This window comes from Curtobacterium sp. MCPF17_047 (genome assembly GCF_003234045.1).
Classification (GTDB): Bacteria; Actinomycetota; Actinomycetes; order Actinomycetales; family Microbacteriaceae; genus Curtobacterium.
On sequence record NZ_QKSF01000001.1, the window covers coordinates 257755 to 282253 of the forward strand.

At 72.1% G+C, this 24499-nt stretch carries 24 protein-coding genes; 21 read left to right on the forward strand and 3 right to left on the reverse strand.

Annotated features, from left to right (window positions below; genetic code table 11):
- The first annotated feature begins 14 nt into the window (after positions 1 to 14).
- Genes DEJ33_RS01320 through DEJ33_RS01330 form a run of 3 tightly spaced genes read left to right on the forward strand, consistent with a single transcriptional unit; the run spans position 15 to position 3039 of the window.
- Positions 15 to 1133 carry a Gfo/Idh/MocA family protein gene (locus DEJ33_RS01320; RefSeq protein WP_111078455.1) on the forward strand — a complete coding sequence of 373 codons (1119 nt, stop codon included), beginning with the start codon at positions 15 to 17 and terminating at the stop codon, positions 1131 to 1133.
- Complete coding sequence (locus DEJ33_RS01325) at positions 1130 to 1882, forward strand: ThuA domain-containing protein (RefSeq protein ID WP_111078362.1); 753 nt, start codon at positions 1130 to 1132, stop codon at positions 1880 to 1882. The genes DEJ33_RS01320 and DEJ33_RS01325 overlap by 4 nt, the downstream gene beginning before the upstream one ends.
- The gene (locus tag DEJ33_RS01330) at positions 1879 to 3039 is read left to right on the forward strand and encodes a PP2C family protein-serine/threonine phosphatase (protein WP_111078363.1); all 1161 of its coding nucleotides are present in this window, start codon (positions 1879 to 1881) and stop codon (positions 3037 to 3039) included. The genes DEJ33_RS01325 and DEJ33_RS01330 overlap by 4 nt, the downstream gene beginning before the upstream one ends.
- A gap of 85 nt (positions 3040 to 3124) precedes the next feature.
- Here the strand turns inward: DEJ33_RS01330 and DEJ33_RS01335 are convergent, their stop codons facing one another.
- The gene (locus DEJ33_RS01335) at positions 3125 to 3556 is read right to left on the reverse strand and encodes a hypothetical protein (RefSeq protein WP_146242502.1); all 432 of its coding nucleotides are present in this window, start codon (positions 3554 to 3556) and stop codon (positions 3125 to 3127) included.
- A gap of 51 nt (positions 3557 to 3607) precedes the next feature.
- Here DEJ33_RS01335 and DEJ33_RS01340 point away from each other — a divergent pair, with 51 nt between their 5' ends.
- The 13 genes from DEJ33_RS01340 (at position 3608) to DEJ33_RS01400 (ending at position 16736) form a co-directional block, all read left to right on the forward strand.
- Positions 3608 to 4498, forward strand: a complete 891-nt coding sequence (locus tag DEJ33_RS01340; protein ID WP_111194138.1) for an aminoglycoside phosphotransferase family protein — start codon at positions 3608 to 3610, stop codon at positions 4496 to 4498.
- Between the two features lie 111 nt (positions 4499 to 4609).
- Positions 4610 to 5245 (forward strand): hypothetical protein, encoded by a 636-nt coding sequence (locus DEJ33_RS01345; RefSeq protein WP_111043558.1) that lies wholly within the window; start codon positions 4610 to 4612, stop codon positions 5243 to 5245.
- A 191-nt stretch (positions 5246 to 5436) separates the two neighbouring features.
- Positions 5437 to 6084 carry an ABC transporter permease gene (locus DEJ33_RS01350; RefSeq protein ID WP_111078370.1) on the forward strand — a complete coding sequence of 216 codons (648 nt, stop codon included), beginning with the start codon at positions 5437 to 5439 and terminating at the stop codon, positions 6082 to 6084.
- Complete coding sequence (locus tag DEJ33_RS01355) at positions 6071 to 7393, forward strand: ABC transporter ATP-binding protein (protein ID WP_111194139.1); 1323 nt, start codon at positions 6071 to 6073, stop codon at positions 7391 to 7393. Before DEJ33_RS01350 ends, DEJ33_RS01355 begins: the two co-directional genes overlap by 14 nt.
- Positions 7390 to 8154: an ABC transporter permease gene (locus DEJ33_RS01360; protein ID WP_111194140.1), complete on the forward strand. Its 765-nt coding sequence runs from the start codon at positions 7390 to 7392 to the stop codon at positions 8152 to 8154. Before DEJ33_RS01355 ends, DEJ33_RS01360 begins: the two co-directional genes overlap by 4 nt.
- Positions 8151 to 9176, forward strand: coding sequence for a glycine betaine ABC transporter substrate-binding protein (locus DEJ33_RS01365; RefSeq protein WP_111194141.1), 1026 nt, complete (start codon positions 8151 to 8153; stop codon positions 9174 to 9176). The genes DEJ33_RS01360 and DEJ33_RS01365 overlap by 4 nt, the downstream gene beginning before the upstream one ends.
- Before the next feature lie 104 nt (positions 9177 to 9280).
- Entirely contained in the window at positions 9281 to 10453 is a 1173-nt protein-coding gene (locus DEJ33_RS01370) for an ROK family transcriptional regulator (RefSeq protein ID WP_111078372.1), read from the forward strand.
- A gap of 120 nt (positions 10454 to 10573) precedes the next feature.
- On the forward strand, positions 10574 to 11689 hold the full coding sequence (locus DEJ33_RS01375) for a sugar ABC transporter substrate-binding protein (RefSeq protein ID WP_111194142.1): 1116 nt from the start codon (positions 10574 to 10576) through the stop codon (positions 11687 to 11689).
- Positions 11690 to 11804: 115 nt separating this feature from the next.
- The gene (locus DEJ33_RS01380; protein WP_111194143.1) at positions 11805 to 12569 is read left to right on the forward strand and encodes an ATP-binding cassette domain-containing protein; all 765 of its coding nucleotides are present in this window, start codon (positions 11805 to 11807) and stop codon (positions 12567 to 12569) included.
- Positions 12566 to 13834 (forward strand): sugar ABC transporter permease, encoded by a 1269-nt coding sequence (locus DEJ33_RS01385; RefSeq protein WP_111078375.1) that lies wholly within the window; start codon positions 12566 to 12568, stop codon positions 13832 to 13834. Before DEJ33_RS01380 ends, DEJ33_RS01385 begins: the two co-directional genes overlap by 4 nt.
- A 276-nt stretch (positions 13835 to 14110) precedes the next feature.
- Positions 14111 to 14779, forward strand: coding sequence for a hypothetical protein (locus tag DEJ33_RS01390; RefSeq protein ID WP_111194144.1), 669 nt, complete (start codon positions 14111 to 14113; stop codon positions 14777 to 14779).
- Positions 14780 to 14845: 66 nt separating this feature from the next.
- Positions 14846 to 16291, forward strand: a complete 1446-nt coding sequence (locus tag DEJ33_RS01395) for an NAD(P)/FAD-dependent oxidoreductase (RefSeq protein WP_111078377.1) — start codon at positions 14846 to 14848, stop codon at positions 16289 to 16291.
- A gap of 1 nt (position 16292) precedes the next feature.
- Positions 16293 to 16736 (forward strand): SRPBCC family protein, encoded by a 444-nt coding sequence (locus tag DEJ33_RS01400; protein ID WP_111078378.1) that lies wholly within the window; start codon positions 16293 to 16295, stop codon positions 16734 to 16736.
- Between the two features lie 301 nt (positions 16737 to 17037).
- Here the strand turns inward: DEJ33_RS01400 and DEJ33_RS01405 are convergent, their stop codons facing one another.
- Positions 17038 to 17856: a shikimate 5-dehydrogenase gene (locus DEJ33_RS01405; protein WP_111194219.1), complete on the reverse strand. Its 819-nt coding sequence runs from the start codon at positions 17854 to 17856 to the stop codon at positions 17038 to 17040.
- A 99-nt stretch (positions 17857 to 17955) separates the two neighbouring features.
- Between DEJ33_RS01405 and DEJ33_RS01410 the strand changes: the two genes are divergently transcribed.
- Together DEJ33_RS01410 and DEJ33_RS01415 are read left to right on the forward strand one after the other, a co-directional pair.
- Positions 17956 to 18894, forward strand: coding sequence for an NADP-dependent oxidoreductase (locus DEJ33_RS01410; protein WP_111194145.1), 939 nt, complete (start codon positions 17956 to 17958; stop codon positions 18892 to 18894).
- Between the two features lie 135 nt (positions 18895 to 19029).
- The gene (locus DEJ33_RS01415; RefSeq protein ID WP_111078380.1) at positions 19030 to 19224 is read left to right on the forward strand and encodes a PspC domain-containing protein; all 195 of its coding nucleotides are present in this window, start codon (positions 19030 to 19032) and stop codon (positions 19222 to 19224) included.
- Positions 19225 to 19380: 156 nt separating this feature from the next.
- Here DEJ33_RS01415 and DEJ33_RS01420 read toward each other — a convergent pair whose 3' ends face one another.
- Entirely contained in the window at positions 19381 to 19656 is a 276-nt protein-coding gene (locus DEJ33_RS01420; RefSeq protein ID WP_111078381.1) for a GlsB/YeaQ/YmgE family stress response membrane protein, read from the reverse strand.
- A gap of 134 nt (positions 19657 to 19790) precedes the next feature.
- On the opposite strand from DEJ33_RS01420, the gene DEJ33_RS01425 reads away from it, so the two are divergent.
- From DEJ33_RS01425 to DEJ33_RS01435, 3 genes are all read left to right on the forward strand, one after another.
- On the forward strand, positions 19791 to 20462 hold the full coding sequence (locus DEJ33_RS01425) for a response regulator transcription factor (protein ID WP_111194146.1): 672 nt from the start codon (positions 19791 to 19793) through the stop codon (positions 20460 to 20462).
- Positions 20463 to 20642: 180 nt separating this feature from the next.
- Positions 20643 to 22031, forward strand: coding sequence for an L-serine ammonia-lyase (locus tag DEJ33_RS01430; RefSeq protein ID WP_111194147.1), 1389 nt, complete (start codon positions 20643 to 20645; stop codon positions 22029 to 22031).
- A 120-nt stretch (positions 22032 to 22151) separates the two neighbouring features.
- Positions 22152 to 24497, forward strand: coding sequence for a hypothetical protein (locus tag DEJ33_RS01435; protein WP_111194148.1), 2346 nt, complete (start codon positions 22152 to 22154; stop codon positions 24495 to 24497).
- Positions 24498 to 24499: the final 2 nt, after the last annotated feature.

The following is a 24499-nucleotide window of genomic DNA, read 5'->3' on the forward strand; positions in this document are numbered from 1 at the left end:
GTAGCGTGGTCGACATGTCGCAGACGACGGACGCATCGAAGACGCTGCGCGTGGGGGTGGTCGGGCTCGGGTTCGCCGGGACGACGCATCTCGACGCCTACACCGCACTCCCCGGCACCGAGGTGGTGGCGCTCGCGGGCAAGGAGACCGACCGGCTCCACGAGCTCGCCGAGACCCGCCAGGTGCCGGACACGTACCCGGACTGGCAGGACCTGGTCGCCCGTGACGACCTGGACATCGTGTCGATCGGCGTACCGAACTCCCTGCACGCCCCGATCGCCATCGCCGCGCTCGAGAGCGGCAAGCACGTCTTCTGCGAGAAGCCCCTCGCGACCACGGGTGCCGAGGCGCAGGCGATGGTCGACGCCGCCCTGGCGAACGACCGCGTGCTCGAGGTCGCCTACAACCACCGCCGCCGCGCCGACGTGCAGTTCCTGGCCGACCACGTCCGCCCCGTCGAAGGGCAGGACAGCCCGCTCGGGCACGTTTACCACGCCCGGGCGAGCTGGCGACGACGCTCCGGCATCCCCGGCATCACGTCGTGGTTCACGAACAAGGACGCAGCCGGTGGCGGTCCGCTCATCGACCTCGGTTCGCACGTCCTCGACATCGCGATGCACCTGATGGGCGAGCCCCGCGTCGTGGCCGTCAGCGCCGTCGCGTACAACGAGCTCGGCACGGCCGGACGCGGTGGCAGCACCGGCGGCGGACCCGTCTCCGGTGCGACCGGTCGCCCGTTCGACGTCGAGGACTTCGCGAACGCCCTGCTCCGCTTCGAGGACGGCTCGAGCCTGCAGCTGCAGGCGTCGTGGGCGTCCTACTCCAAGGACGACGAGGACATCGAGGTCGAGCTCCTCGGCTCGACCGGCGGTGCCCGGCTGTTCGTCCGGAACTACGCCACCGAGGGCACGGTCGAGCTGTACTCCGACATCGACGGCGTCCCAGCGGTCACCCGGCCCGCCGTGCACGTCCCGGCAGGCCACCACCAGCGCGTCATCGAGGAGTTCCTCGCCACCATCCGGTCCGGCACGCACGAGGGCCACCACGGCGAGTTCGCGCTGCACCGCACGCGGGTCGTCGACGCCGTCTACGCGTCGGCGCAGGCCGGCCACGAAGTGGAGGTCGTCGCATGAACATCGTCGTCTGGAACGAGAACGTCCACGAGACCCGCGGTGACGAGACCGTCCGCGAGCACTACCCCGACGGCATCCACACCGTCGTCGCCGCCGGCCTGGAGGCGCGGCTCCCCTCCGCCCACACCGTCACGACCGCCACGCTGCAGGAGCCGGAGCACGGCCTGACCGAGGAGCGCCTGGCCGCCACCGACGTCCTGTTCTGGTGGGGCCACATCGCCCACGACGAGGTCGCCGACGAGGTCGTGGACCGCGTCGTCCGGCACGTGCACGCCGGCATGGGGCTGGTGGTGCTGCACTCCGGCCACTACTCGAAGCCGTTCACCCGGCTGATGGGCACGACCTGCTCGCTGAAGTGGCGCAACGACGGGGAGCGCGAGCTGGTCTGGACGATCGCACCCGAGCACCCGATCGCCGCCGGGGTCCCGCACCCGATCGTCATCGACCGCCAGGAGATGTACGGCGAGTACTTCGACATCCCGCGCCCGGACGAAGAGGTCTTCCTGTCGACGTTCGCCGGCGGAGAGGTGTTCCGCTCGGGCGTCGCCTACCGTCGCGGGCTGGGCAGGGTGTTCTACTTCTCGCCCGGCGACCAGGAGTACCCGGTGTACCACCACTCCGACATCCAGCGGGTCCTGGCGAACGCCGCCGAGTGGGCCGCGCCGACCGGTCCACGCCGGCAGCTCACCGCCGACCCCCACCCGAGGGACTGGTTCCTGGACGCGGCGTCGCGTAGACAGGAGGGGTGAGCACACCGCAGGAGGTCGACCGCCGCACGGCCCTGATCGAGGCGCTCGACGTCCTCGGTGCAGGCCCGGAGGAACGCTTCGACCGGATCACCCGGATGACGCACGACGCGTTCGGGGTACCGCTGACGTTCCTCAACCTCGTGCACCACGACCTCGTCACCACGCAGTCGACCTTCGGGTGGAACCAGGGCACGAGCGTGCCGGCGAACGAGCAGTTCTGCGCGACGACCGTGCTCACGCCGGAGCCGCTGGTGATCCCGGACACGACGCTCGACCCGCGGTTCGCGCACACCGCGGCCGTCGCCGAGCACGGCATCCGCTTCTACGCCGGCGCGCCGCTCTCGATGCTCGACGGCACCCGAGTGGGCACGCTCTGCATCATGGACGCGCAGCCGCGCGCCTTCTCGGCGACGGACCTCGCCCTGCTGCGCGACCTGGCGCGCTGGGCCGAACGCGAACTCGGGTACGCGCTCGAGCGTGACCGACTCACCAGGGTGCGCGCGGCGCTGGTGCCGGACCCGCTGTCGGTCCCCGGCCACGACGTCGCGACGCTCGCCGTCCAACGCCCGGACGGCGGTGGCGGGCTCACCGACTGGCGGGTCGCCCCCGACGGCGCCCTGCACCTGACGGTCGGCGCGGTGGTCGCCGGACGCGTCTCGTCGCTCCTCGCGGCCGACGTCCGTGGGGCACTGGCCGCGCGGACCGGCCTCCCGATCGCCGAGGCGGTCGCCGGACTGGAGGCCCAGGTCGCCCCCGACCTCCGGGTCGCCGACGCGGTCGCCGAGCTGGTGCACGCACGGCTCGACCCGACGACCGGGCGCGTCGACCTGGTGGACGCCGGGCTCGGCACCGCGGTGGTCGTCAGCGCCGACGGCAGCGTCCGTCCGGTGCGGTCCACCGAGCTGCCCGTCGGGCTCGGTACCGCGTCGAACCCCGGCGCCCGGTCGACGCTGTCGGTCGAGCTGGCAGCCGGCGACCGGCTCGTGCTGGCTTCCGACGCGTGGTCGACCGTGCCCGGCGTCGAGGGGCCCGAAGCGATCGCGGCCCTCGTCGCCGCACAGCCCGACGGCACGGCGGCGGTCGAGCACGTCCGTACGCTGCTGCCCGAGGGCGACCCGGCGACCGACCTGACGCTCGTCGTCGTCACCCGGCACTGAAGTCGTCAGCCGGTACTGAAGTCGTCAGCCGGTACTGAGGTCGGCGCCTCGCACTGAGGTCGTCACCCGGTACCGACCCGGCTGATCAGCGCGTCTGTGCGCCGGGCTTCCCCGCGAACGCCGCCACGAGCAGGGTCGCGAGCATCCCGAACCCGGTCAGCACGACGCCGAGCGCAGCGAGCTGCCAGTACGCACTGGCGACGTGCTGCGGCTGCGTGACGATGTCCGGCCACCACGGGTCGAGGAACGGCACCGAGCCCGGGAACGGGTCGAGCCCGAACATCGCCAGCCCGCCGAGGAGCAGCACGACCCCGAGGGCGGCCATCGTGCCCCGGCGACCGCCGAGCATCCGGACGACGAGCGCCGCCCCCGTGCCCACCAGCCCGACGACCGCGAGCGCGAAGGCCGCGACGAACACGGGCTGCGGCACGAGCGAGAACCAGTCGAGCACGGCGATCGGCACGAGCAGCCATCGCCCGGTCCTGGCCCACCGTGCGGGCGTGCGCCATCCATGCATGCGGGCACGGTACGACACGAACCCGGACGACCGCCCGGTTACCATCGCGAGGTGCCCACACCAGCAGCCGAGGTCGAGGTCGACACCGCACTCGTCCGCGCGCTGCTCGTCGACCAGCACCCCGACCTCGCCGACCGACCGCTGGCCGTCGTCGCCTCCGGCTGGGACAACGTGGTCGTCCGCCTCGGCGCCGACCTGGCCGTCCGCATGCCCCGACGCTCCGCCGCCGCGGTGCTCGTCGAGCACGAACAGCGCTGGCTGCCGGAGCTCGCCCGCCTGGTCGGTGCCGTGGTGCCCGTCCCCGTGCCGCTCCGCGCCGGTCGCCCCGCCCTCGGCTACCCGTGGGCCTGGAGCGTCGTGCCCTGGTTCCCGGGCAGGACGCTCGGCAGTGACGCCGGCGGACCGGGGGTCGGGGAGGCGCTCGCCGACTTCGTCTCCGCTCTGCACGTGCCGGCCCCGGACGACGCCCCGCCGAACGCGGTCCGGGCCGTGCCCCTCCACACCCGGACGGACGCCGTCCTGGAACGACTCGGGTCCGGACCGGTCCCGCGCGCCGAGGAGCTGGCGACCGCCTGGCGGACGGCGGCCGACCTGTCGGTGGCTGCCGGGCCTCCCGTCTGGGTGCACGGTGACCTGCACCCGTTCAACCTGCTCGTCGAGACCGGCCCGCGGGGCGACCACCTGTCCGCGGTCGTCGACTTCGGTGACGTGACGGCGGGAGATTCCGCCGTCGACCTCGCGACCGCCTGGTTGACGCTCGACCGGGAGGCCCGGACCGCCTTCCGCGCCCGGGTCACCGCGCAGGACGCCAGCCTGGACGAGCACTCCTGGGGGCGGGCCCGCGGCTGGGCCGTGTCGATCGCGTCGGCGCTCGCAGTCAGTGACGAGCCGTCCTTCCGCACGGTCGCGCGCCGCGCGATCGACGACGTGCTCGACGACTGACGACCTGCTCCGGTTCGCGCACGTCGTCGAGACGGGGGCTACCGCGAGCGCGACCACGGGGTTACCGTCTCCCCACACCAATCCGTGCACGTGAAGATCGGGAGGGGCCTCATGACCCTCGAGTTCCGCGTCCAGCACGACGTCGCCACCGACGCCTCCCCCTCCTCCCGGACCGCGCCACGCGGCCGGGTCCGTCGGGTCCTCGACCACCTCGCCGCCCGACGCACCGCGGCGCAGCTGCGTCGGCTCGATGCCGACCTCGTCGAGCTGTCCGACCTGCAGCGCGTGCTGTCGGACGCCCGCGCGGTCGTCGACCGCGGGTGGATCCAGCACGCGTGGTTCGCCTACGTCGACGACCGGGGACGGACCCGGACCGCGTCGAGTGCCGCCGCGACGGAGGTGGCCGGCCGTCCCCTCGTCGGCGCGTGCCTGGTCGGGGCCGTCGTCGACGCCGCGGGTGGGCCGCACGCCGTGCACTCGCAGCCGGTGCAGCGCTCCCTGGACCTCGTCTGGCACGCACTCGCGGCGGCCGAGGGATCGCCGGTGACCTGGTGCCCCGCGCCGGACATCCGGATGGGCCGCGTGCGTGACCTCACCCGCTGGAACGACAGCGCCGGGCGCACCGCTGAGCAGGTCTCCGGGCTGCTGCTCACGGCAGAGCGGGTCGCCCTGCAGGAGTCCGACCGGGTCGCGGGACGAGCATCCGCGCTCCGTGCACACTCGGGGGCCGTACCCGTCCTCGGCTGAGATCGTTACAGACCTCCCAGGATCAGCTCGGTGATGGCGCCCTGACCAGGGCTTCCCTCCGCACTTGTCGTGGCGGGGAAGCGGCGATCACGTGACGGCGGGCCCGCCTGGGCTGAGCATCTGCGTAGCTTGGAGGCCGTCCGTCCCCCGATCCGTGGGCCGGACTGCCGACCCGAGGGAGTGCAGAACCGGTGTTCCAGTACATCGCCGAGCGATGGGACCAGATCTGGTTCTCGTCCTGGCAGCACTTTTCGCTGGTGGTCCAGTGCGTCGTGCTCGCGACCGTCATCGCCGTGGTCCTCGCGGCGCTCGTCTACCGGGTACCCGGCCTGCGTTCCGCCGCGAACGAGGTCTCCACGATCGGTCTGACGCTGCCCTCCTTCGCGGTCATCGGTCTGCTGCTCGTGCCGCTCGGGTTCGGCGTCGTGCCGTCCGTCGTCACGGTGACCTTCTTCGCTGCGCTGCCGATCCTCCGCAACGCCGTCGTCGGGCTCAACGAGATCCCACCGGCCGTCGTCGAGTCGGCGCGCGGCATCGGCATGAGCCGCTTCCGCACCCTGGTGCAGGTCGAACTGCCGATGGCGTGGCCGATCATCCTCACCGGCGTGCGGGTCTCCGCGCAGATGGTGATGGGCGTCGCCGCGGTCGCCGCGTACGCACTCGGGCCGGGACTCGGCAGCTTCATCTTCTCCGGACTGTCCCGCCTCGGTGGCGCGAACTCGCTCAACTCCGTGATCGTCGGGACCGTGGGCGTCGTGTTGCTCGCCCTGGTGCTCGACCTCCTGCTCCTCGGCCTCGGCCGCCTGACCACCTCGAGAGGTATCCGTGTCCAGCACTGACTCCCCGACCACCGCGCCCGACTCCGACGTCACCGGTCGGAGCATCCTGCTCGACCAGGTCACCAAGCGGTACCCGGGCCAGGCGAAGCCCGCGGTCGACGGCATCACGCTCGAGATCCCGGCCGGCAAGATCGTGATGCTCGTCGGCCCCTCGGGCTGCGGCAAGACCACCACGCTGAAGATGATCAACCGGCTCATCGAGCCGACCGAGGGTCGCATCGTGGTCGGCGACGACGACGTGACCAAGATCGACGGCGACGAACTGCGTCGCCGGATGGGCTACGTCATCCAGGCCGGCGGACTCTTCCCGCACATGACGGTCGCGGCGAACATCGCGGTCGTGCCGAAGATGCTCGGCTGGTCGAAGGACAAGATCGCCGCCCGGGTCGACGAACTGCTCGACCTGGTCTCCCTCGACCCGGACACCTACCGCGACCGATACCCCCGTGAGCTCTCCGGCGGACAGCAGCAGCGTGTCGGGGTCGCCCGTGCCCTGGCAGCCGACCCGCCCGTGCTGCTCATGGACGAGCCGTTCGGTGCCGTCGACCCGATCACCCGGCAGCGCCTGCAGGACGAGCTCATCCGCATCCAGGCGGAGCTCCACAAGACGATCGTCATCGTCACCCACGACTTCGACGAGGCCGTGAAGCTCGGTGACTGGATCGTGGTGTTCTCCGAGGGTGCACACATCGTGCAGTACGACTCCCCGGAGCGGATCCTCGCCGAACCCGCGAACGAGTTCGTGGAGAACTTCATCGGCTCGGGTGCCGGCCTCAAGCAGCTGACCCTGACCCGCGTCCGCGAGGTCGGACTGGCCGACGCCGTCACCTGCTCACCGGGCGAGCAGACCGAGGCCGTGCTCCAGCGCATGCGCGAGGCCGGCGGACACGGGCACGCCGTCGTCGTCGACCGGCGTCAGCGTCCGATCGGGTGGCCGTCGCGCCGCCAGCTCGAGCGCCTGGACCGGATCCCGGAGGGCATCGAGGCGAACCTGCCCGTCGTCTCCGAGGCCTCGACCCTGAACGACGCGCTCGACACCATGCTCGTCTCGAGTGCCGGCGCCGCCCTGGTGACCGGTCGTCGGGACGCGTTCCGAGGCGTCATCACGGTCGAGACGGTGATGGACGCCATCACCCGCACCCGTGCTGCGGCGGCGGAGGACCAGGCGTACACGCCGGTCGGGACGAACACGAACCCCATCGGGACGATGCCGAGCACCCCCGCCGACCTCGGTGACGAGCCCGCCGGGTCGGCCGACGACTCGCTCGCCACCGACGCGGCACGCTCCGACGGCCGGGACGACCGGTGAGCGACGTCGTCACCGCGTCCCCGGCGACCGGGGAACGGACCAGCTGGCGCGGACTGGTGATCCAGCCGGTCGCGATCCTGGTGGTCCTCGGGGCGTTCGCGGTCTGGCTCGCCACCGCGGACCTGACCCCCAGTGAGCGCAGCACCCTCAACCCGTCCGGCCTGCTCGACCTCACGTGGCAGCACCTCATGCTCACCGTGGTGTCCACCGTCATCGTGCTCGTCATCGCCATCCCGCTCGGCATCGCACTCACGCGCGGCCCCCTGCGGAAGGCGAGCGGGGCGATCCTGGCCGTCGCCAACTTCGGGCAGGCCGCACCCGCCGTCGGACTCGTCGTGCTCCTGGCCTTCTGGCTCGGGTTCACGTTCTGGGCCGCCGTCGTCGCGCTCGTCCTGTACGCGATCCTGCCGGTGCTCCGGAACACGATCATCGGCATCGAGAGCGTCGACGCCCGGCTCGTCGAGGCCGGTCGGGGCATGGGCATGAGCGCTGCCGCCGTCCTGCTCAAGGTCGAACTGCCGCTCGCCGTCCCCGTCATGCTCGCGGGCATCCGCACCGCGCTCGTGCTCCTGGTCGGGTCGGCCGCCCTCGCGACCTTCATCGGTGCGGGCGGCCTCGGGCTGCTCATCACCACCGGCGTGAACCTGTTCCTGCCGAAGGTCCTCGTCTCCGGGGCGCTCCTCATCGCGCTCCTCGCCCTCTCCATCGACTGGCTCGGCCGCATCGTCGAGACGTTCGCCCGACCGAAGGGACTCCGATGACCCGCCGCACGCGCTCCCCGGGCCGCCGAGCCCGCCGTCTGCTCGCCGCCGTCGTCCTGGCGGGCGCGACCACGAGCCTCCTGGCCGGCTGTGGTCTGCAGCCCGCAGCCGCGTTCGTGCCCGCCGCCGCACCCGGCACGATCGAGCACATCGACGACCTGCCCGAGGACGCACCGCTCACGGTCACGTCGAAGAACTTCACCGAGCAGCTCGTCCTCGGCAAGATCGCGGTCCTCGCTGCCTCGGCCGCGGGCTTCGACGTCACCGACGAGACGAACGTGCCGGGCTCGGTGGCGGTCCGTCAGCTGATGACCTCGCACGACGCCGACATGACGTACGAGTACACCGGCACCGCCTGGCTGACCTTCATGGCGCACAAGCAAGGGATCCCGGACAAGACGGAGCAGTGGCAGGCCGTCAAGGACGAGGACGCCGGCAACGGGCTCACCTGGCTGAAGCCGGCACCGATGAACAACACGTACGCGTTCGCGGTGCGGAAGGAAGCCGTCAAGGACCTCGACGGCATCACGAAGCTGTCGCAGATCGCCGACCTGCCCGCCGATCAGCGCACGTTCTGCGTGGAGTCCGAGTTCAACTCGCGCGCCGACGGGTTCAAGCCGATGCTCGCGAAGTACGGCATGACCCTCGGCGGCTCCGGCGACGGAGCGATCCCGAAGGGCAACGTCGACATCCTCGACACCGGCACCGTGTACACGGCGACCGACCGCGGCACGTGCAACTTCGGTGAGGTGTTCACCACGGACGGGCGCATCAAGTCGCTCGGACTGCAGGTGCTCGAGGACGACCAGGGCTTCTTCCCGGCCTACAACGTGGCGCCGGTGCTCTCCAGCTCCGCGCTCGAGCAGTACCCGCAACTCGAGGGGGTCTACGACCAGATCTCGCCGAAGCTCACCGACGCGGTGCTGCAGGAACTCAACCGGCAGGTCGACGTCGAGGGGCGCGAGCCCGCGGACGTGGCGTTCGAGTGGATGGTGAAGGAGGGCTTCATCACGAAGCCCTAGGTCCCGACGCGACCACGAACGGACGGGAGGCGCGGTGCCAGCGGGCACCGCGCCTCCCGTCCGTCACGAGCCGGCCGTGACGGGCCGCCCGTTACGCTGTCCCCGTGTCAGAGCCACGACGGAGTCCGGGCAGCCAAGCTTCACTGCGTGAAGCCAACCGGGGTCGAGTCGTGGCGGCGGTCAAGCGGCACGGCGGCCTGACGCAGGTCGAGCTGGCCGGCGCGACCGGCCTCAGCCCCGCGACCGTGTCGAACATCGTCAAGGAACTCGTCGCCACCGGCGCCCTGCATGCGACGCCGAGCACCTCGAGCGGGCGCCGGGCACTGCGGGTGACGCTGCCGCACGGTCTCGGTCTGGTCGCCGGCGTGCACGTCTCGCCCCGGCACCTGCGCTTGGCGCTGTCCGACCTCAACGGGACCGTCCTGGCCGAGCGGCACATGCCCCTGGCCCGCGACCACCGGGCCGACGCCGAGCTCGACAAGACCGCGCTGCTCGTGATGGACATGGCCGAGTCGGTGGAGTCGTCGATGGACGAGGTGCTGGCCGTCGGTCTGGCCGTCGCGGCGCCGATCGACCGGCGGACCGGCATGACCGCCCGTGGTGGCATCCTCCGCGGCTGGGACGGTCTGCCGATCGGGCAGTCGCTCGAGCGGCGGGTCGGCAAGCCCGTGCAGGTCGACAACTCGGCGAACCTGTCGGCGCTCGCGGAGCACCGGAGCGGGGCGGCCCGAGGGCGGGACACGGTGATCACGCTGGACGTCGGCAACGGCATCGGGGCCGGTCTGATCCTGGACGGACGGTTGTTCCGCGGGCACCACGGCGTCGCGGGGGAGTTCGGGCACACGCCCGTCGTCCCGCACGGCCCGATCTGCCGCTGCGGCAACCGCGGCTGCCTGGAGGCGGTGGCCGGTGCCCCCGCGGTGCTCGAGGGCGTCCGCGACGAGGTCGGCACCCTGAAGACGGCCGACCTGATCCTCCGTGCGATGTCGGGCGACCCGGTGTGCATCCGGGCGATCGCGGACGCCGGCCGGGCGATCGGCACGGCGGCGGTGGGGCTGTGCAACGTGCTCGACCCGGAGCGGCTCGTGGTGACCGGGGAGTTCGCCCGTGCCGGGGAGCTGCTCCTCGGCCCGATGCGGCACGCCCTCGAGTCGATGCTCATCGTCGACGCGGACGGCACCCCGGACGTCGTGCAGGGCCAACTCGGCGAGAAGGCCGCGGTGACCGGGGCGTTGGCGGTCGCGATCGAAGCGGTGGACGTTCGCCACTCGCGGTGACTTGATAACGATTTCGTCACGGCACCGCACCCTTGCGTTCAACTCTTGCAGCCAAGAACCGCCGCTGGCACACTCAGGTCACCGCCAACGTGGGCGGTCCACCTGTTGGAGGACATTTCGATGAAGAAAGCCACCACACGAGCCATGCTGGGCGTCGGCGCCCTCCTGCTCGCGATCACCACCCTGGCGGGCTGTTCGAACGGAGCCGACGCGGGGACGGGTTCCGGCGGCGGCGGGGGCGACGCCTCCACGGCCAAGATCGGCCTGCTCCTGCCCGACTCCGTCACGGCCCGCTACGCCAGCGCCGACCGCCCGCTCTTCACCGCCGAGGTGAAGAAGCAGTGCAGCGGCTGCTCCGTCGTCTACGCGAACGCCGACGGCGACGCGTCCAAGCAGCTGCAGCAGGCGCAGTCGATGCTCACGCAGGGCGTCAAGGTCCTGGTCCTCGACCCGTTCGACGGTGAGGCAGCGGCATCGATCGTGCAGCAGGCCAAGGCCAAGAAGGTGCCGGTCATCTCCTACGACCGGCTGATCAACAGCCCCGACCTCAGCTACTACATCTCGTTCGACAACGAGAAGGTCGGCCAGCTGCAGGGCGAGGCGCTCGTCAAGGCCCTCAAGGCGAAGAACGTCCCCGAAGGCTCGGGCATCATCATGGTGAACGGTTCGCCCACGGACAACAACGCCTCGCAGTTCAAGGCCGGTGCCCACAAGGCGATCGACGACAGCGGGTACAAGGTCCTCGCCGAGTACGACACCCCCGGATGGGACCCCGCCAAGGCACAGGACTGGGCCGCCGGGCAGATCAGCAAGCTCGGTGCGGACAAGATCACCGGCGTCTACGCCGCCAACGACGACACCGGCGGCGGCGTCATCGCGGCCCTGAAGTCGGCGGGCGTCTCCGAGCTCCCGCCCGTCACCGGCCAGGACGCGTCCCTCGCCGGCATCCAGCGCATCCTCTCGGGCGAGCAGTACATGACCGTCTACAAGGCGTTCAAGCCCGAGGCGTCGAAGGCAGCCGACCTGGCCATCCAGTTCGCCAAGGGTGAGACCCCGAAGGGCGACACCACCACGAAGACGGCGGGCGGCGCGAGCGTGCAGTCCACCCTCCTCGACCCGGTCGCCGTGACCACCGACAACGTGCAGGACACCGTCATCAAGGACGGCCTCTACGAGGTCGCGCAGGTGTGCACCTCGCAGTACGCGAGCGCCTGCTCGAAGAACGGCATCGAGTAAGGAACACCCCCGGCCGCCCGGTCCGATCGGACCGGGCGGCCCTCACGCACTTTCGATCGAGGACGACACCGTGAGTATCGAGCCCCCAGCAGCACACCCCACCACCGAACCCGTGATGTCCCTCCGCGGCATCGACAAGCGGTTCGGTGCCGTCCAGGCCCTCAGCGAGATCGACTTCGACGTCTACCCGGGTGAAGTCGTCGCCATCGTCGGCGACAACGGCGCCGGCAAGTCGACGTTCGTGAAGATCCTCGCCGGGGTCTACACGCCGGACGGTGGCACGATCACCTTCAACGGCGACGAGGTCACCGTCCCGAACCCGGCAGCGGCCCAGTCGCTCGGCATCGCCACGGTCTTCCAGGACCTCGCCCTCGCCGACAACCTCGACGTGGTGTCGAACCTGTACCTCGGTCGGGAGATCGCCAATCCCTTCCTCGACGAGGAGGAGATGGAACGCCGCTCGTGGGAGCTCCTGCAGCAGCTCGCCGCGCGGATCCCGTCCGTCCGCATCCCGATCGCGTCGCTGTCCGGTGGGCAGCGGCAGACCGTCGCGATCGCCCGGTCCCTGATCGGTGACCCGCAGGTCGTCATCCTCGACGAACCGACCGCGGCGCTCGGCGTCGCGCAGACCGCCGAGGTCCTCAACCTCGTCGAGCGCCTCCGTGAGCGCGGCCTCGGCGTCGTCCTCATCAGCCACAACCTCGCCGACGTGCAGGCCGTCGCCGACCGGGTCGCGGTGCTGCGGCTCGGTCGGAACAACGGCACCTTCCGCATCGACGACGTCTCCTACGAGGAGATCATCGCGGCCATCACCGGCGCGACCGACAACGCCGTCACCCGTCGTGCCGCGGCCCGGACCGAGCAGGAGACCAGCGCATGAGCAAGACCGACGAGACCCTCACCGCATCGACCCCGACCCCGTCGGCGGCCGACCTGCAGGACGAGCGGCTGCTCCGCGACCAGGGCCTCGGCGGCGCCGCGAAGGCGTTCGTCCGGCGGGTCCGGGGCGGCGACATCGGCTCCCTGCCGGTCGTGGTCGGCCTCATCGTGATCTGGGCGGTGTTCCAGGCGCTGTCGCCCGACTTCCTGTCCCCGGGCAACCTGGTCAACCTCGCCCTGCAGTGTGCCGCGGTCGGCACCATCGCGATCGGCATCGTCCTCGTCCTGCTCCTCGGCGAGATCGACCTGTCCGTCGGCAGCGTCAGCGGACTGGCGGCGGCGATCCTCGGTCAGGGGCTGACGTCCCTCGGCTGGCCGCTGTGGCTCGTCATCGTCGTCGCACTGGCGGTCGGCGCGGCAGCCGGCCTGCTCTACGGTCTGCTCTTCACCCGCTTCGGGGTCCCGAGCTTCGTCATCACCCTGGCCGGTCTGCTCGGGTTCCTGGGCCTGCAGCTGCTCATCCTCGGCCCGAACGGCTCGATCAACCTGCCCTACACGTCGCCGATCGTGCAGTTCGCCTCGGCGTCGTACCTGCCGCCGTGGCTGGCGTACGTGCTCGCCGCGGTCGCCGCCGGCGGACTGTTCGTCACCGAGGTCCGTCGCGCCGGTCGTCGTCGCCGTGCCGGCCTGTCCACCGGCGCGATGTCCCTGACGATCGCGAAGTCCGCCGCCCTGTTCATCGGGCTCGCGGTGATGGTCTGGTACCTGTCGCGGGACTTCGGCACCGGCACGTCGTTCGTGTTCTTCGTGGTGCTCGTCGTGCTGATGAACTTCCTGCTCAAGCGCACCCGCTGGGGCCGCTCGGTCTTCGCGGTCGGCGGCAATGTCGAGGCCGCACGCCGCTCCGGGATCCGGGTGAACCGCATCTACATCTCGGTGTTCATGCTCACGTCGCTGTTCGCCACGATCGGCGGCATCCTGGCTGCCGCGCGGCTCAACTCGGCCAGCCTGTCCTCCGGTGCCGGTGACACGAACCTCAACGCGATCGCGGCGGCGGTCATCGGCGGGACGAGCCTCTTCGGCGGACGCGGCAGCGCGTGGTCGGCGCTGCTCGGCATCATCGTGATCCAGTCGATCTCGAACGGGCTCACCCTGCTCAGCCTCGATTCGTCGATCCGCTACATGATCACCGGAGCCGTCCTGCTGCTCGCGGTCATCATCGACTCGCTGTCGCGTCGCAGCCGCGCCAGCCACGGGGCGGCCTGACCGCACCGCGCCTGTCAGCCGGCGGCCCTGCCGGTCGCCCCCCGCACGCACATCGCGTCCCGTTCCGACGGGGCGCGATGTGCGTCGAGGGGGGGCGTCTCGACGGAGGGAACCACGTGACGGAGGGAACCACGTGACGGTCGGGAGGCCCGGTGCCAGCGGGTGCCGCGCCTCCCGTCCGGTGCTGCCCGCGTCAGGACCCGCCGTCGTCCCTCCACGCGGTGATCCGTCTCCGTCTCCAGGCGGACCGTCGTCGGTCGCCGGTATCGTCGACGCATGGCACTGTTCGGACGACGCAAGCCCGACGTGCGCGATCGGCCCGTCAGCCAGGTCGAGCTGAAGCGCGCGGTGGACGAGGGGTTCCTCATCGCCAGGGCAGCGGTGACCGTCGCCGTGGCGAACCGCATCATCACCAACGCCCTGCGCGACCAGGGGTACTTCGACCACGCCCTGATCGCCGACGCCGCGCGTCAGGAACTGCACCGGATGGCCGAGGAGCAGCGCGGCGACGCCGAACGGATGCGGGAGATCCGGGTCCGGTCGAGCAAGCAGGGCGGGCGCTCGCAGCACCAGCACGACTACCGGCGCGGTGACGACCTCAAGCTCCGCACCCGCGAGGCCACGTACGAGGAACTCGCCAGACGCCTCGACGCCCGCCGGGACGACCAGCACTTCGTCGACGGCATCGTCCTCGCCGCCCGTGCCCGCGCGTGGGACGACATCGGCACGACCGTCGTCGGCCGTCTCGGCTGGGCCCAGCGGCCCGCGGACGACTACGAGGTCGGGCGCGACGAACGGCTGCAGCAGCTCCTCGACGAGGACTTCGCGACCCTCGTCGCCGAGCACCCGGTCGGATCCGGCACCGCGGTCGGCGCGGACGAGCCGGACGCGGACGGACCGGACGACGGCACCGACCCGGCCGAGGCGGACACCACCACGAGCTGACCGCGCGCACGGTTCCGGACGCGGGCCTCGACCCGTGTCCAGCCGTCGCTCCGTAGGCTCGCCCGCATGGTTGATGCGGTGGTCGTCGGAGCCGGACCGAACGGGCTGGCCGCAGCGGTCACCCTCGCTCGGGCCGGCCTCAGTGTCGAGGTCGTCGAGCGGAACGACACGATCGGCGGCGGGGCCCGGACCAAGGAGCTCACGCTTCCGGGGTACCTGCACGACGTCTGCTCCGCCGTGCACCCGATGGCACTGCAGTCCGAGTTCTTCCGGGCGTTCGGGATGGAACGGCGCATCGAGCTCCGGCTGCCCGAGGTGCAGTACGGTCACCCGCTCGACGGCGGCCGTGCCGGCATCGCGTACCAGGACCTCGACCGCACCGCCGACGCGCTCGGAGTCGACGGCCGTGCGTACCGGCAGCTGATGGCGCCACTGGTGTCGCACGCCGACGAGGTCTCCGACTTCGCCACGGACGCCCTCCTGCACGTCCCGCGGCACCCGGTCACCGTCGCCCGGTTCGGCCTCCGCGCGCTCGAGCAGGGCTCCCGCGCGTGGAACCTGCGCTTCCGCGACGACGTCGCCCCGGCCATGATCAGCGGTGTCGCGGCGCACTCCATCCAGCACATGCCCTCGCTCGCCACCGCGGCCGCAGCGCTGTCGCTCGGCGTGTACGCGCACGCCCGCGGTTGGCCGGTGCCGATCGGCGGCAGCCAGGCGATCGTCGACGCGCTCGCCGCCGACCTGGTCGCACACGGCGGCACGATCGAGACCGGGCGGGAGGTCCACTCCCTCGGCGACCTCACCCCGGCCAAGGCCGTGTTCTTCGACACGAGCGTCCCGTCCATGCTCCGGATCGCCGGCAACCAGCTGCCCGCACCGAAGCGCGGCGCCCTGCGGCACTTCCGGTTCGGCAACGCGGCGGCCAAGGTGGACTTCGCGCTGTCCGAGCCGGTGCCGTGGACGAACCCCGAGCTCCACCGCGCCGGCACCGTGCACATCGGCGGCACCCGCGCCGAGATCGCCGAGGCCGAGGCGCAGGTCGCGCGCGGTCAGGACCCCGACCGCCCCTACGTCCTGGGCTCCGAGCCGACCGTCGTCGACCCGAGCCGGGCCCCCGCGGGCGGACACGTCTTCTGGGCGTACGCCCACGTCCCCGCCGGCTCGACGGTCGACCACCAGGAGTCCGTCATCCGTCAGATCGAACGGTTCGCCCCGGGCTTCCGGGACACCATCGTCGCGACGAACAGCCGGACCGCCGAGGACATGGAGCAGTACAACCCGAACTACTCCGGCGGGGACATCGCCGCCGGTGCCGCGAGCTTCTGGCAGCTGGTGAAGCGGCCCGTGCTCTCGAGTGACCCGTGGCGGATGGGCGGCGGGATGTACCTGGCGTCGCAGTCCGCGGCTCCCGGTCCCGGGGTGCACGGCATGGCAGGCTGGCACGCGGCGAAGAGCGCCCTCCGACACACCTACGGGTTGCCGGTGGACGTCGACCTGGCACCGAGGAGCTGACATGGCGAAGAACGTCCGGATCATCCACTGCACGCCCGAGGAGGTCTTCGACGTCCTCCGCGACGGCTGGCTCTACCCCACGTGGGTGGTCGGCGCGTCCCGGATGCGCGGCGAGGACCCCGGCTGGCCCGCGGTCGGCACGAAGCTGCACCACTCGTTCGGCGTCTGGCCGCTCGTGATCAACGACACGACGAGCGTCCTGGAGTACGACGAGCCCCGACGCATGGTGATCCAGGCGCGCGGCTGGCCGGTGGGGGAGGCCCGCGTCGAGGTCGAGGTCGAACCCCACCCCCGCGGCTGCCGTGTCACCCTGCGGGAGAACCCCGTGAAGGGCCCGGGGACGCTCGTTCCCGGCTTCCTCGCACAGCCCGGCATCTGGTTCCGCAACCACGAGACGGCACGCCGCCTCGGCTGGGTCGCGGCCGGTCGCGCGCGCAGCCACTGAGCCCTCCGCGAGACGCCGCATCGACGCGAGACACCGCCGTCCGTGTGAGACGCCGCCGGAATCGGCGGCGTCGTGCGCACTCGGTGGTGTCCGGCGCACTCGGCGGCATCTCGCCGCGGTAGCGGGCCGGTCTGCGGCGGACGGGAGGCGCGGTGCGGGCCCGCCACGTGCCTCCCGGTCGCGACGCCCCCATCGACGCCAGACGCCGCCGAACGTGCGAAACGCCACCGAAGTCGGCGGCGTCGTCGTGCGAAGTCGGCGGTGTCCGGCGCATTCGGTGGCCTCTCGCCGCCGCGCCCGCCTACTCCTCGCGGGAGAACGCGCTCGCGCGTGCGACCTGGTCGGCGGTCAGGGCGACGCCCGTGTACCGCTCGAACTGGCGTGCCGCCTGCAGGGCGATGACCTCCGCGCCCGTGATCACGTGCGCACCGGCGTCGCGGCCGGCCCGGACGAGCGGGGTCTCGGAGGGGAACGCGACCACGTCGAAGACGGTGCCCACGGCGGTGATGCGGTCCGGGGCGAAGGACAGTGCCGCCTCCTGGTCGCCGCGCATGCCGAGCGGGGTGACGTTGACGAGCACGTCGGCGTCCCCGGCCTGCTCCTCGGCGCCCACCCACGTGTACCCGTACTGGTCCGCGAGGGCGCTGCCGGTCGCCTCGTTGCGGGCGACCACGGTGAGGTGCTCGAACCCGGCACCGCGGAAGGCCGCGGTCACCGCCTTCGCCATGCCGCCGGAGCCCCGCAGGAGCACGCGAGCGTCACGGTCGACCCCGTGCGAGTCGAGCAGCGCGGCGACGGCCTCGTAGTCGGTGTTCGACGCGGTGAGGACCCCGGCGTCGTTGACGATCGTGTTGACCGAACGGATCGCGGCCGCGGACTCCTCGAGTTCGTCGACGAGGGGGATCACGTCCTCCTTGAACGGCATCGACACCGAGCACCCGCGGATGCCGAGCGCCCGGATGCCCGCGACCGCCCCGGGCAGGTCTGTCGCGGTGAACGCCTTGTAGACGTAGTCCAGCCCGAGTTCGTCGTAGAGGAAGTTGTGGAACCGGGTGCCGATGTTGCTCGGACGGGCGGCGAGCGAGATGCAGAGCTGCATGTCCTTGTGGAGGATGGGCATGTCGTCAGTGTCCCACGCGGCAACGATGGAGCGGTCCATCACGGATCCACCCGCGAGGAGTGCGGCGTCCGTCGCCGGCCTGGCGTACCGTGACCGGGGATGACTGCTCTCCCTGACACCATGCGCGCCGTCCGCTTCGAGGAGTGGGGCGACCGTTCCGTCCTGCACGTCGCCGAGGTCCCCGTCCCCGAGGTCGCTCCCGGCCGCGTGATCGTGAAGGTCCGCGCCGCCGGCATCAACCCCGGTGAGTCCGCCATCCGCCAGGGCGTCGTCGACGACCACGACCCCGAGAAGCTGCCCTCCGGCCAGGGCACCGACCTCGCCGGCACGGTCGCCGCGATCGGCCTCGACGTCGACGGGTTCGAGGAGGGCGACGAGGTCCTCGGCTGGTCGTGGGAGCGCTCGAGCCAGGCGGAGTACGTCTCCGTCCCCGCCGGGCAGCTCGTCCCGAAGCCCCGTCTGCTCTCGTGGGAGGCCGCCGGTGGCCTGGACGTCGCCGCGACCACCGCTGCCGCCGCCGTCCGCGCCGTCGACCCGCGAGCCGGCGAGACCGTCGTCGTGTCCGGTGCCGCCGGCGGCGTCGGATCGTTCGTCACGCAGCTGCTGACCAACGAGGGCGTCGACGTCATCGCGATCGCCTCCGAGTCGAACCACGACTGGCTGCGGTCCAAGAACGCCCGTCCGGTCGCGTACGGCGACGGGCTCGAGGACCGGATCCGCGAGCTCGCCACGAACGGCATCGACGCCGTCATCGACACGTTCGGCGCCGAGTACGTGCACCTCGGCATCACCCTCGGCGTGCCCACCGACCGGATCGAGACGACGATCGCCTTCGCGGCCGCGGCCGAGGTCGGCGCCAAAGCGTCCGGCAGCGCCGACACCGCCGACCCCGAGATCCTGTCGGCACTGGCGAACATGGTCGCGGACGGTTCGGTCGAGGTCCCGATCGCCGCCACCTTCCCGCTCGACGCGGTGCGGGACGCCTACGCCCAGCTCGAGGAGCGCCACACCCGCGGCAAGATCGTCCTGCTGCCGTAGGGCGGCGGGCCGGACCGGCCGGGAGGCCCGACCACCGTCCGGCGGGCTCGTCCCGTCTCGGTGGGGTTGTCCCCACCCCGGAGTGGGGGCCTGGCCGGATGCCGCCGCGCAGCCTCGACCCGTAGCGTCGAGGACATGACGAACACACTGCACCGCCCCCGTGCCGGCCGCCTGCTCGCCGGCGTCTGCGCCGGCATCGCGGACCGCTTCGGCTGGTCCCGCACCGGCGTCCGGGTCCTCTGGGTCATCCTCAGCCTGTTCCCCGGACCGCTCTGGATCGCCTACGTCGTGCTCTGGATCGTGATGCCGACGCAGGGCAAGCGGCGCTGATCCCGCCCGCTCCCGCGGGTCCGTCCCGCCATGTGGACGCGCCGGGAAGTCAGGAGGCGGCTCCTGTCGACATCTCCCGGCGTCGGGAGGCCGGGACGGGAACGACGAACAGGGTCCGGACGCGTTGCATCCGGACCCTGTTCGTCGTTCAGGCGCTCAGCGGCGGCTGCGGCCACCAGCGAAGCGCGTGTAGACGAGCAGCACGATGATCGCGCCGATGATGGAGCCGATGATGCCGGCTGGCTGGAAGAAGCCGTCCATCGGGTCGTGCTGGAAGACCAGGAAGCCGAGGAAGCCACCGACGAACGAGCCGATGATGCCGAGCACGATCGTCATCACGAGGCTGATGTCCTGCTTGCCGGGGACGATGAGACGGGCGAGTGCGCCGGCGATGAGGCCGACGATGATGAGGCTGAGGATGAGACCGAGCATGGGCTGACTCCTTGGTGCGTTCTGCACGACCGGTAGAAGGGCCGAGCGCGTCCGTCACCCGATCGGGTGACGTCGACAACCCTTCCACCCCCAAGGGTGTTCCGTCTCACCCCTTGGGGTGGAAAGGTGGCCCCATGCCGGTCGACGCTCCCACCACTCCGCTCCTCGTGACGCTCGTCGACGACTACGACGTCGTCCTCAAGGGCCTCGCGCACATGTTCGACGCGCACCGCGACCGGATCGTCGTGGCCGAGATCGACGCCAACGCAGAGCTCGACGACTCGATCGACATCGTGCTCTACGACTCGTTCGCGCAGCCGGAGTCCGACCAGCTCGAGATCGCCGCACTCGTCGCGAACCCACGAGCACGGCACGTCGTCGTCTACACCTGGAACTCACAACAGGAGCTCGTCGACGCTGCGCTCGCGGAGGGGGTGCACGGGTACCTGTCGAAGACGCTGGGTGCCGCCGACCTGGTGGACGCGCTCGAGCGGATCGCTGCCGGCGACGTCGTGGTCAGCCGCGCCGGACGTCGCGCCCCGAGCGCCGACGGCCTGGATTGGCCGGGCAAGGGCGTCGGTATCACCGATCGCGAGTCCGAGGTCCTCGCGCTCATCACGCAGGGCAAGAGCAACGCGGAGGTCGCTCAGCTGACCTACCTCAGCCCGAACACCGTGAAGTCACACATCCGTTCCGTCTACCGCAAGATCGGGTCCGACAGTCGCACCCAGGCAGTGCTCTGGGGGGTCGCGAACGGGTTCAGCCCGGACCACCACCGGATCGACCACTGGCTCGGCGGGCCCTGATCCCGACGGCGACGAGCAGCGGGACGAGACACCCGGGCGGTTCCGGACACGGCGCCTCCCCGGCGCACCTGCTGATCGGGCTCGGGCTGGTCGCGCTCGGGGTCGTCGTGGGCCTGGTCAACCGGTGGCAGGCCCGACCAGGCCACTGAGCCTCCCGTCCGAACGGCGTAGGGTGACGGCGTGCCGGTCTCCGTCTTCGATCTGTTCAGCATCGGTGTGGGGCCGTCGAGTTCTCACACGGTGGGCCCGATGCGCGCCGGCGTCGACTTCGCCGAACGCGTCGTCGGACTGCCGGTCACGAGCATCCGGGTCGACCTGTACGGCTCACTCGCCTCGACCGGACACGGGCACGGGACGCTCGGCGCCGTCGCGATCGGCCTGATGGGACACCGGCCGGAGGACGTCGATCCCGACGTCCTGACCGCCGCGCTCGAGGGCCTCGAGTCCAGCGGTCTCCTGACACTGGCGGGCGGCCCGACGGTCGCGTTCCGGCTGACCGACATCGTCCTGCACCCGCTGACCATGCTGCCCCGGCACCCGAACGCCATGCGCCTGCGGACCTTCGACGCCACCGGCACCGAGACCGCCGTGGAGACCTACTACTCGATCGGCGGCGGGTTCATCGCCCGCGACCGCGACGAGGAGCCGGGCGAGGACGTCGCCGGCACCGCGATCCCGGTCGAGACCGACGCGGTGCCCCACCCGTTCTCCAGCGGAGCCGAGCTGCTGGCGGCCTGCGCGACCACGGGCCTCCCGGTCAGCGGTGTCGCCCTGGCCAACGAGTCGGCCACCCGCCCCGAGGCCGAGGTGCGGGACCGACTCCTCCGCATCCACGCCGTGATGGAGGACTGCGTCGACCGCAGCGTCCGTCGCACCGGCACCCTGCCGGGCGGGCTGGAGGTCCGACGCCGAGCCGCCGACTGGTTCGAGCAGCTGACCCGTGACGACCCCGGGCACGACCCGCTCTTCGCGATGGAGTGGACGAACCTCACCGCCATGGCCGTGAACGAGGAGAACGCCTCGGGGGGCCGTGTCGTCACCGCCCCGACGAACGGTGCAGCCGGGATCATCCCCGCGGTCCTCTTCTACGCGCTCACCTACGTGCCGGCGATCACACCCGACCGACGGGATGACGCGATCGTCCGCTTCCTGCTGACCGCGGGCGCCGTCGGCTCGATCTACAAGGAGCGGGCGTCCATCTCCGGTGCGGAGGTCGGCTGCCAGGGCGAGGTCGGCTCGGCCGCCTCGATGGCCGCCGCCGGACTCGCCGAACTGCTCGGCGGGACGCCCGAGCAGGTCGAGAACGCGGCCGAGATCGCGATGGAGCACAACCTCGGTCTGACGTGCGACCCGATCGGTGGCCTGGTGCAGATCCCGTGCATCGAGCGGAACGCGATCGCGGCGAACAAGGCCGTGAACGCCGCCCGGATGGCGCTCCGCGGTGACGGCGTGCACCACGTCTCGCTCGACCAGGTCGTCGAGACCATGCGCCAGACCGGCGCCGACATGTCCCACAAGTACAAGGAGACCGCGATGGGCGGTCTCGCGGTGAACGTCCCGCTCTGCTGACCCGGCCCCGGAACTGGGGCTGCGGCGGGTGTCGAGCGGCGGGGTAGCGTGCACCGTCCGGAACCTGCCGGACCGGCGGCCAGGGACGGTCGTCGTCTCGGATCCCGGAAGCGATCGCCGATGTCACGCGCCACCCCGACCCTCCTCGCCGTGTCCGCCGTGGTCGCGGCGCTCGCCGTCACCGGCACGGGCCTGCCGGCGCAGGCATCGGCCGCTGCCAGCGCGACCGCTGCGCCCGCGACCGCTGCACCCGCGACCGCTGCGCCGGCCGCCGGTGGCGTCCCCGCACCCACCGACCCCACGGTCGGCGCGACCCCGGGTGAGACCCCCGTCGACCTGACGCTGGTGCTCCGGCCGGTCGACCCGGCCGCGCTCGCCGCCCTGCCCGTGGCGACCACCGGGGACAGCGCCGCCCAGCGCGCGGACGCCGTGGAGGCCGTGGCCCCCGTCGACGACGCCCGGTCGCGCGCACGATCGGTCCTGACCGGCGCCGGCTTCACCGTGACCGACTCGGACACGTGGGAGGTCGAGGCGCACGGCACCGCTGCCCAGGCCGAGGCCCTGTTCCACGTGAGCCTGGTCGGCACCGGTGACGGCATGCACCCGACCACGGAGCCGGCGTTGCCGCAGTCCTTCGGCGGGTCCGTCGTCTCGGTGCTCGGGCTCGACGCCCGCCCGGCGCTCGCCCACGCGGCCGTCCCCGCCGGGTACGCGCCCGCCGACCTCGCCGGCGCGTACCGGTCCTCGGGCTCGGCCACGGCGGGGGCCGGCGCGACGATCGCCACCGTGCAGTTCTCCGGGTGGGACCGCAACGACCTCAGCGCCTCCGCCGCAGCGACGGGGCGTCCGCTGCCGGCGCTCGACCAGATCGCGGTCGCGGGAGCGGACCCACACGTCGGCGACGGTTCCCAGGGTGAGACCGAGGTCGCCCTCGACCAGCAGGCCCTGCTCGCCGTCGCGCCGGGAGCACGGCAGCGCGTGTACGTGACGGAGAACTCGTTCCGAGGCAGCTACGACGCGTACAGCCGGATCGCGGACGAGGTGCGGACGGCCGGCATCACCGCGGTGAGCATCTCCTGGGGCAGTTGCGAGACGCAGACCCCCGCGGCGGCCCGAGCCGCACTCGACGCCGCCCTGGCGCGCATCGTCGCTGCCGGTGCCACCGTCTTCGCCGCCACCGGGGACGACGGCGCGCGCTGCCCGACCGGACCGACGACGACCATCCGCGACGTGTCGTACCCGGCGTCCTCGCCCGCGGTCGTCGGCGTCGGCGGTACCTCGCTCACGAAGACGGTGACGAAGACGGGGACCACTTGGACCGAGGCGGGCTGGTCGAACTCCCTGGGTGCCGGCGGGGGCGGGACCTCGAGCGCCTACGCCAAGCCCGCGTGGCAGACCGGGACGGGCATCAGCGGAACGAAGCGCCTGCTGCCCGACGTCGCCGCACTCGCCGACCCGGCGAAGGGGCTCGGGGTGTACCTGTCGACCGCGCACGGGTTCGTGCTCGGTGGCGGGACCAGCCTGGCGTCCCCGGTGCTCGCCGGCCAGCTCGCGGTCGCGTTGACCGCCCGCGGGTGTGCCGCCGGCGTCGGTGACGTCCACCAGGCGCTCTACCGGAACCCAGCCGCGTTCCGCGACGTCGTCACCGGCGGCAACGGCACGGCGCGGGCAGCCCGCGGCTGGGACGCGGCGACCGGACTCGGATCGCCGAACTGGTCGGCCCTGGGGCGCGTGCTCCCGAAGGCCTCGGACTGCACGGCGCCGACCACGACCGCCGCCGCAGCCGGGGCGACCGCGACCTCGATCGCCTCCGGGAGCCGGACCGTGCCCGCCGGGACGTCGATCCACTCACCGTACGGGCAGTACTGGCTCGACCTGCAGGGCGACGGCTCGCTCGTCGAGTGGGGCAACGGTCGACGACTCTGGCGGAGCAGCGGAACGGCCGCGGGCGCCGGGCTCCGACTCGACGCGACGGGTCGACTCGCCGTCGTCGCCCCGTCCGGTGCGGTCCTCTGGTCGACGTCGGCCCGGACCACCTCCGGCGGCGCCCGCCTGACCGTCGACGACGCCGGCGACGTGCGACTGACCGCCCGCGACGGGAAGCTCCTCTGGCACAACGGCGCACCGGGCACCGACCAGCTGGTCCCCGGCGCCACCCTCGTCGCCGGGCAGTCGATCCGGGACGCGAGCGGGACGCGGCGCTTCGGCGTCCGGTCGAACGGGCTCCTCGTCGCGAGTTCCGGCAGCACGCGCCTCTTCCAGAAGAACGGCGGTGGTGCGGGGTCGTCCCTGCTGCTCCTGCCGAACGGCGACCTCGTGCTCGCGGGGCCCCTCGGGGCCACACGCTGGTCGACCGGCACGGGCCGGAAGGGTGGAGCCGGCGTCACCCTCCGGATGCAGTCGGACGGGAACGTCGTGCTCCGGAAGGGCACGTCGGCGATCTGGGCGAGCCACACCCGGGGGTGACC

Excerpts from the sequence above, each read along its gene's own strand:
- DEJ33_RS01320 (WP_111078455.1), top strand. The coding sequence starts at position 15 with ATGTCGCAGACGACGGACGCATCGAAGACGCTGCGCGTGGGGGTGGTC.
- DEJ33_RS01325 (WP_111078362.1), top strand. The coding sequence starts at position 1,130 with ATGAACATCGTCGTCTGGAACGAGAACGTCCACGAGACCCGCGGTGAC.
- DEJ33_RS01335 (WP_146242502.1), bottom strand. The coding sequence starts at position 3,556 with ATGCATGGATGGCGCACGCCCGCACGGTGGGCCAGGACCGGGCGATGG.
- DEJ33_RS01345 (WP_111043558.1), top strand. The coding sequence starts at position 4,610 with ATGACCCTCGAGTTCCGCGTCCAGCACGACGTCGCCACCGACGCCTCC.
- DEJ33_RS01365 (WP_111194141.1), top strand. The coding sequence starts at position 8,151 with ATGACCCGCCGCACGCGCTCCCCGGGCCGCCGAGCCCGCCGTCTGCTC.
- DEJ33_RS01375 (WP_111194142.1), top strand. The coding sequence starts at position 10,574 with ATGAAGAAAGCCACCACACGAGCCATGCTGGGCGTCGGCGCCCTCCTG.
- DEJ33_RS01380 (WP_111194143.1), top strand. The coding sequence starts at position 11,805 with ATGTCCCTCCGCGGCATCGACAAGCGGTTCGGTGCCGTCCAGGCCCTC.
- DEJ33_RS01385 (WP_111078375.1), top strand. The coding sequence starts at position 12,566 with ATGAGCAAGACCGACGAGACCCTCACCGCATCGACCCCGACCCCGTCG.
- DEJ33_RS01390 (WP_111194144.1), top strand. The coding sequence starts at position 14,111 with ATGGCACTGTTCGGACGACGCAAGCCCGACGTGCGCGATCGGCCCGTC.
- DEJ33_RS01395 (WP_111078377.1), top strand. The coding sequence starts at position 14,846 with ATGGTTGATGCGGTGGTCGTCGGAGCCGGACCGAACGGGCTGGCCGCA.
- DEJ33_RS01400 (WP_111078378.1), top strand. The coding sequence starts at position 16,293 with ATGGCGAAGAACGTCCGGATCATCCACTGCACGCCCGAGGAGGTCTTC.
- DEJ33_RS01405 (WP_111194219.1), bottom strand. The coding sequence starts at position 17,856 with ATGCCCATCCTCCACAAGGACATGCAGCTCTGCATCTCGCTCGCCGCC.
- DEJ33_RS01410 (WP_111194145.1), top strand. The coding sequence starts at position 17,956 with ATGACTGCTCTCCCTGACACCATGCGCGCCGTCCGCTTCGAGGAGTGG.
- DEJ33_RS01415 (WP_111078380.1), top strand. The coding sequence starts at position 19,030 with ATGACGAACACACTGCACCGCCCCCGTGCCGGCCGCCTGCTCGCCGGC.
- DEJ33_RS01420 (WP_111078381.1), bottom strand. The coding sequence starts at position 19,656 with ATGCTCGGTCTCATCCTCAGCCTCATCATCGTCGGCCTCATCGCCGGC.
- DEJ33_RS01425 (WP_111194146.1), top strand. The coding sequence starts at position 19,791 with ATGCCGGTCGACGCTCCCACCACTCCGCTCCTCGTGACGCTCGTCGAC.
- DEJ33_RS01435 (WP_111194148.1), top strand. The coding sequence starts at position 22,152 with ATGTCACGCGCCACCCCGACCCTCCTCGCCGTGTCCGCCGTGGTCGCG.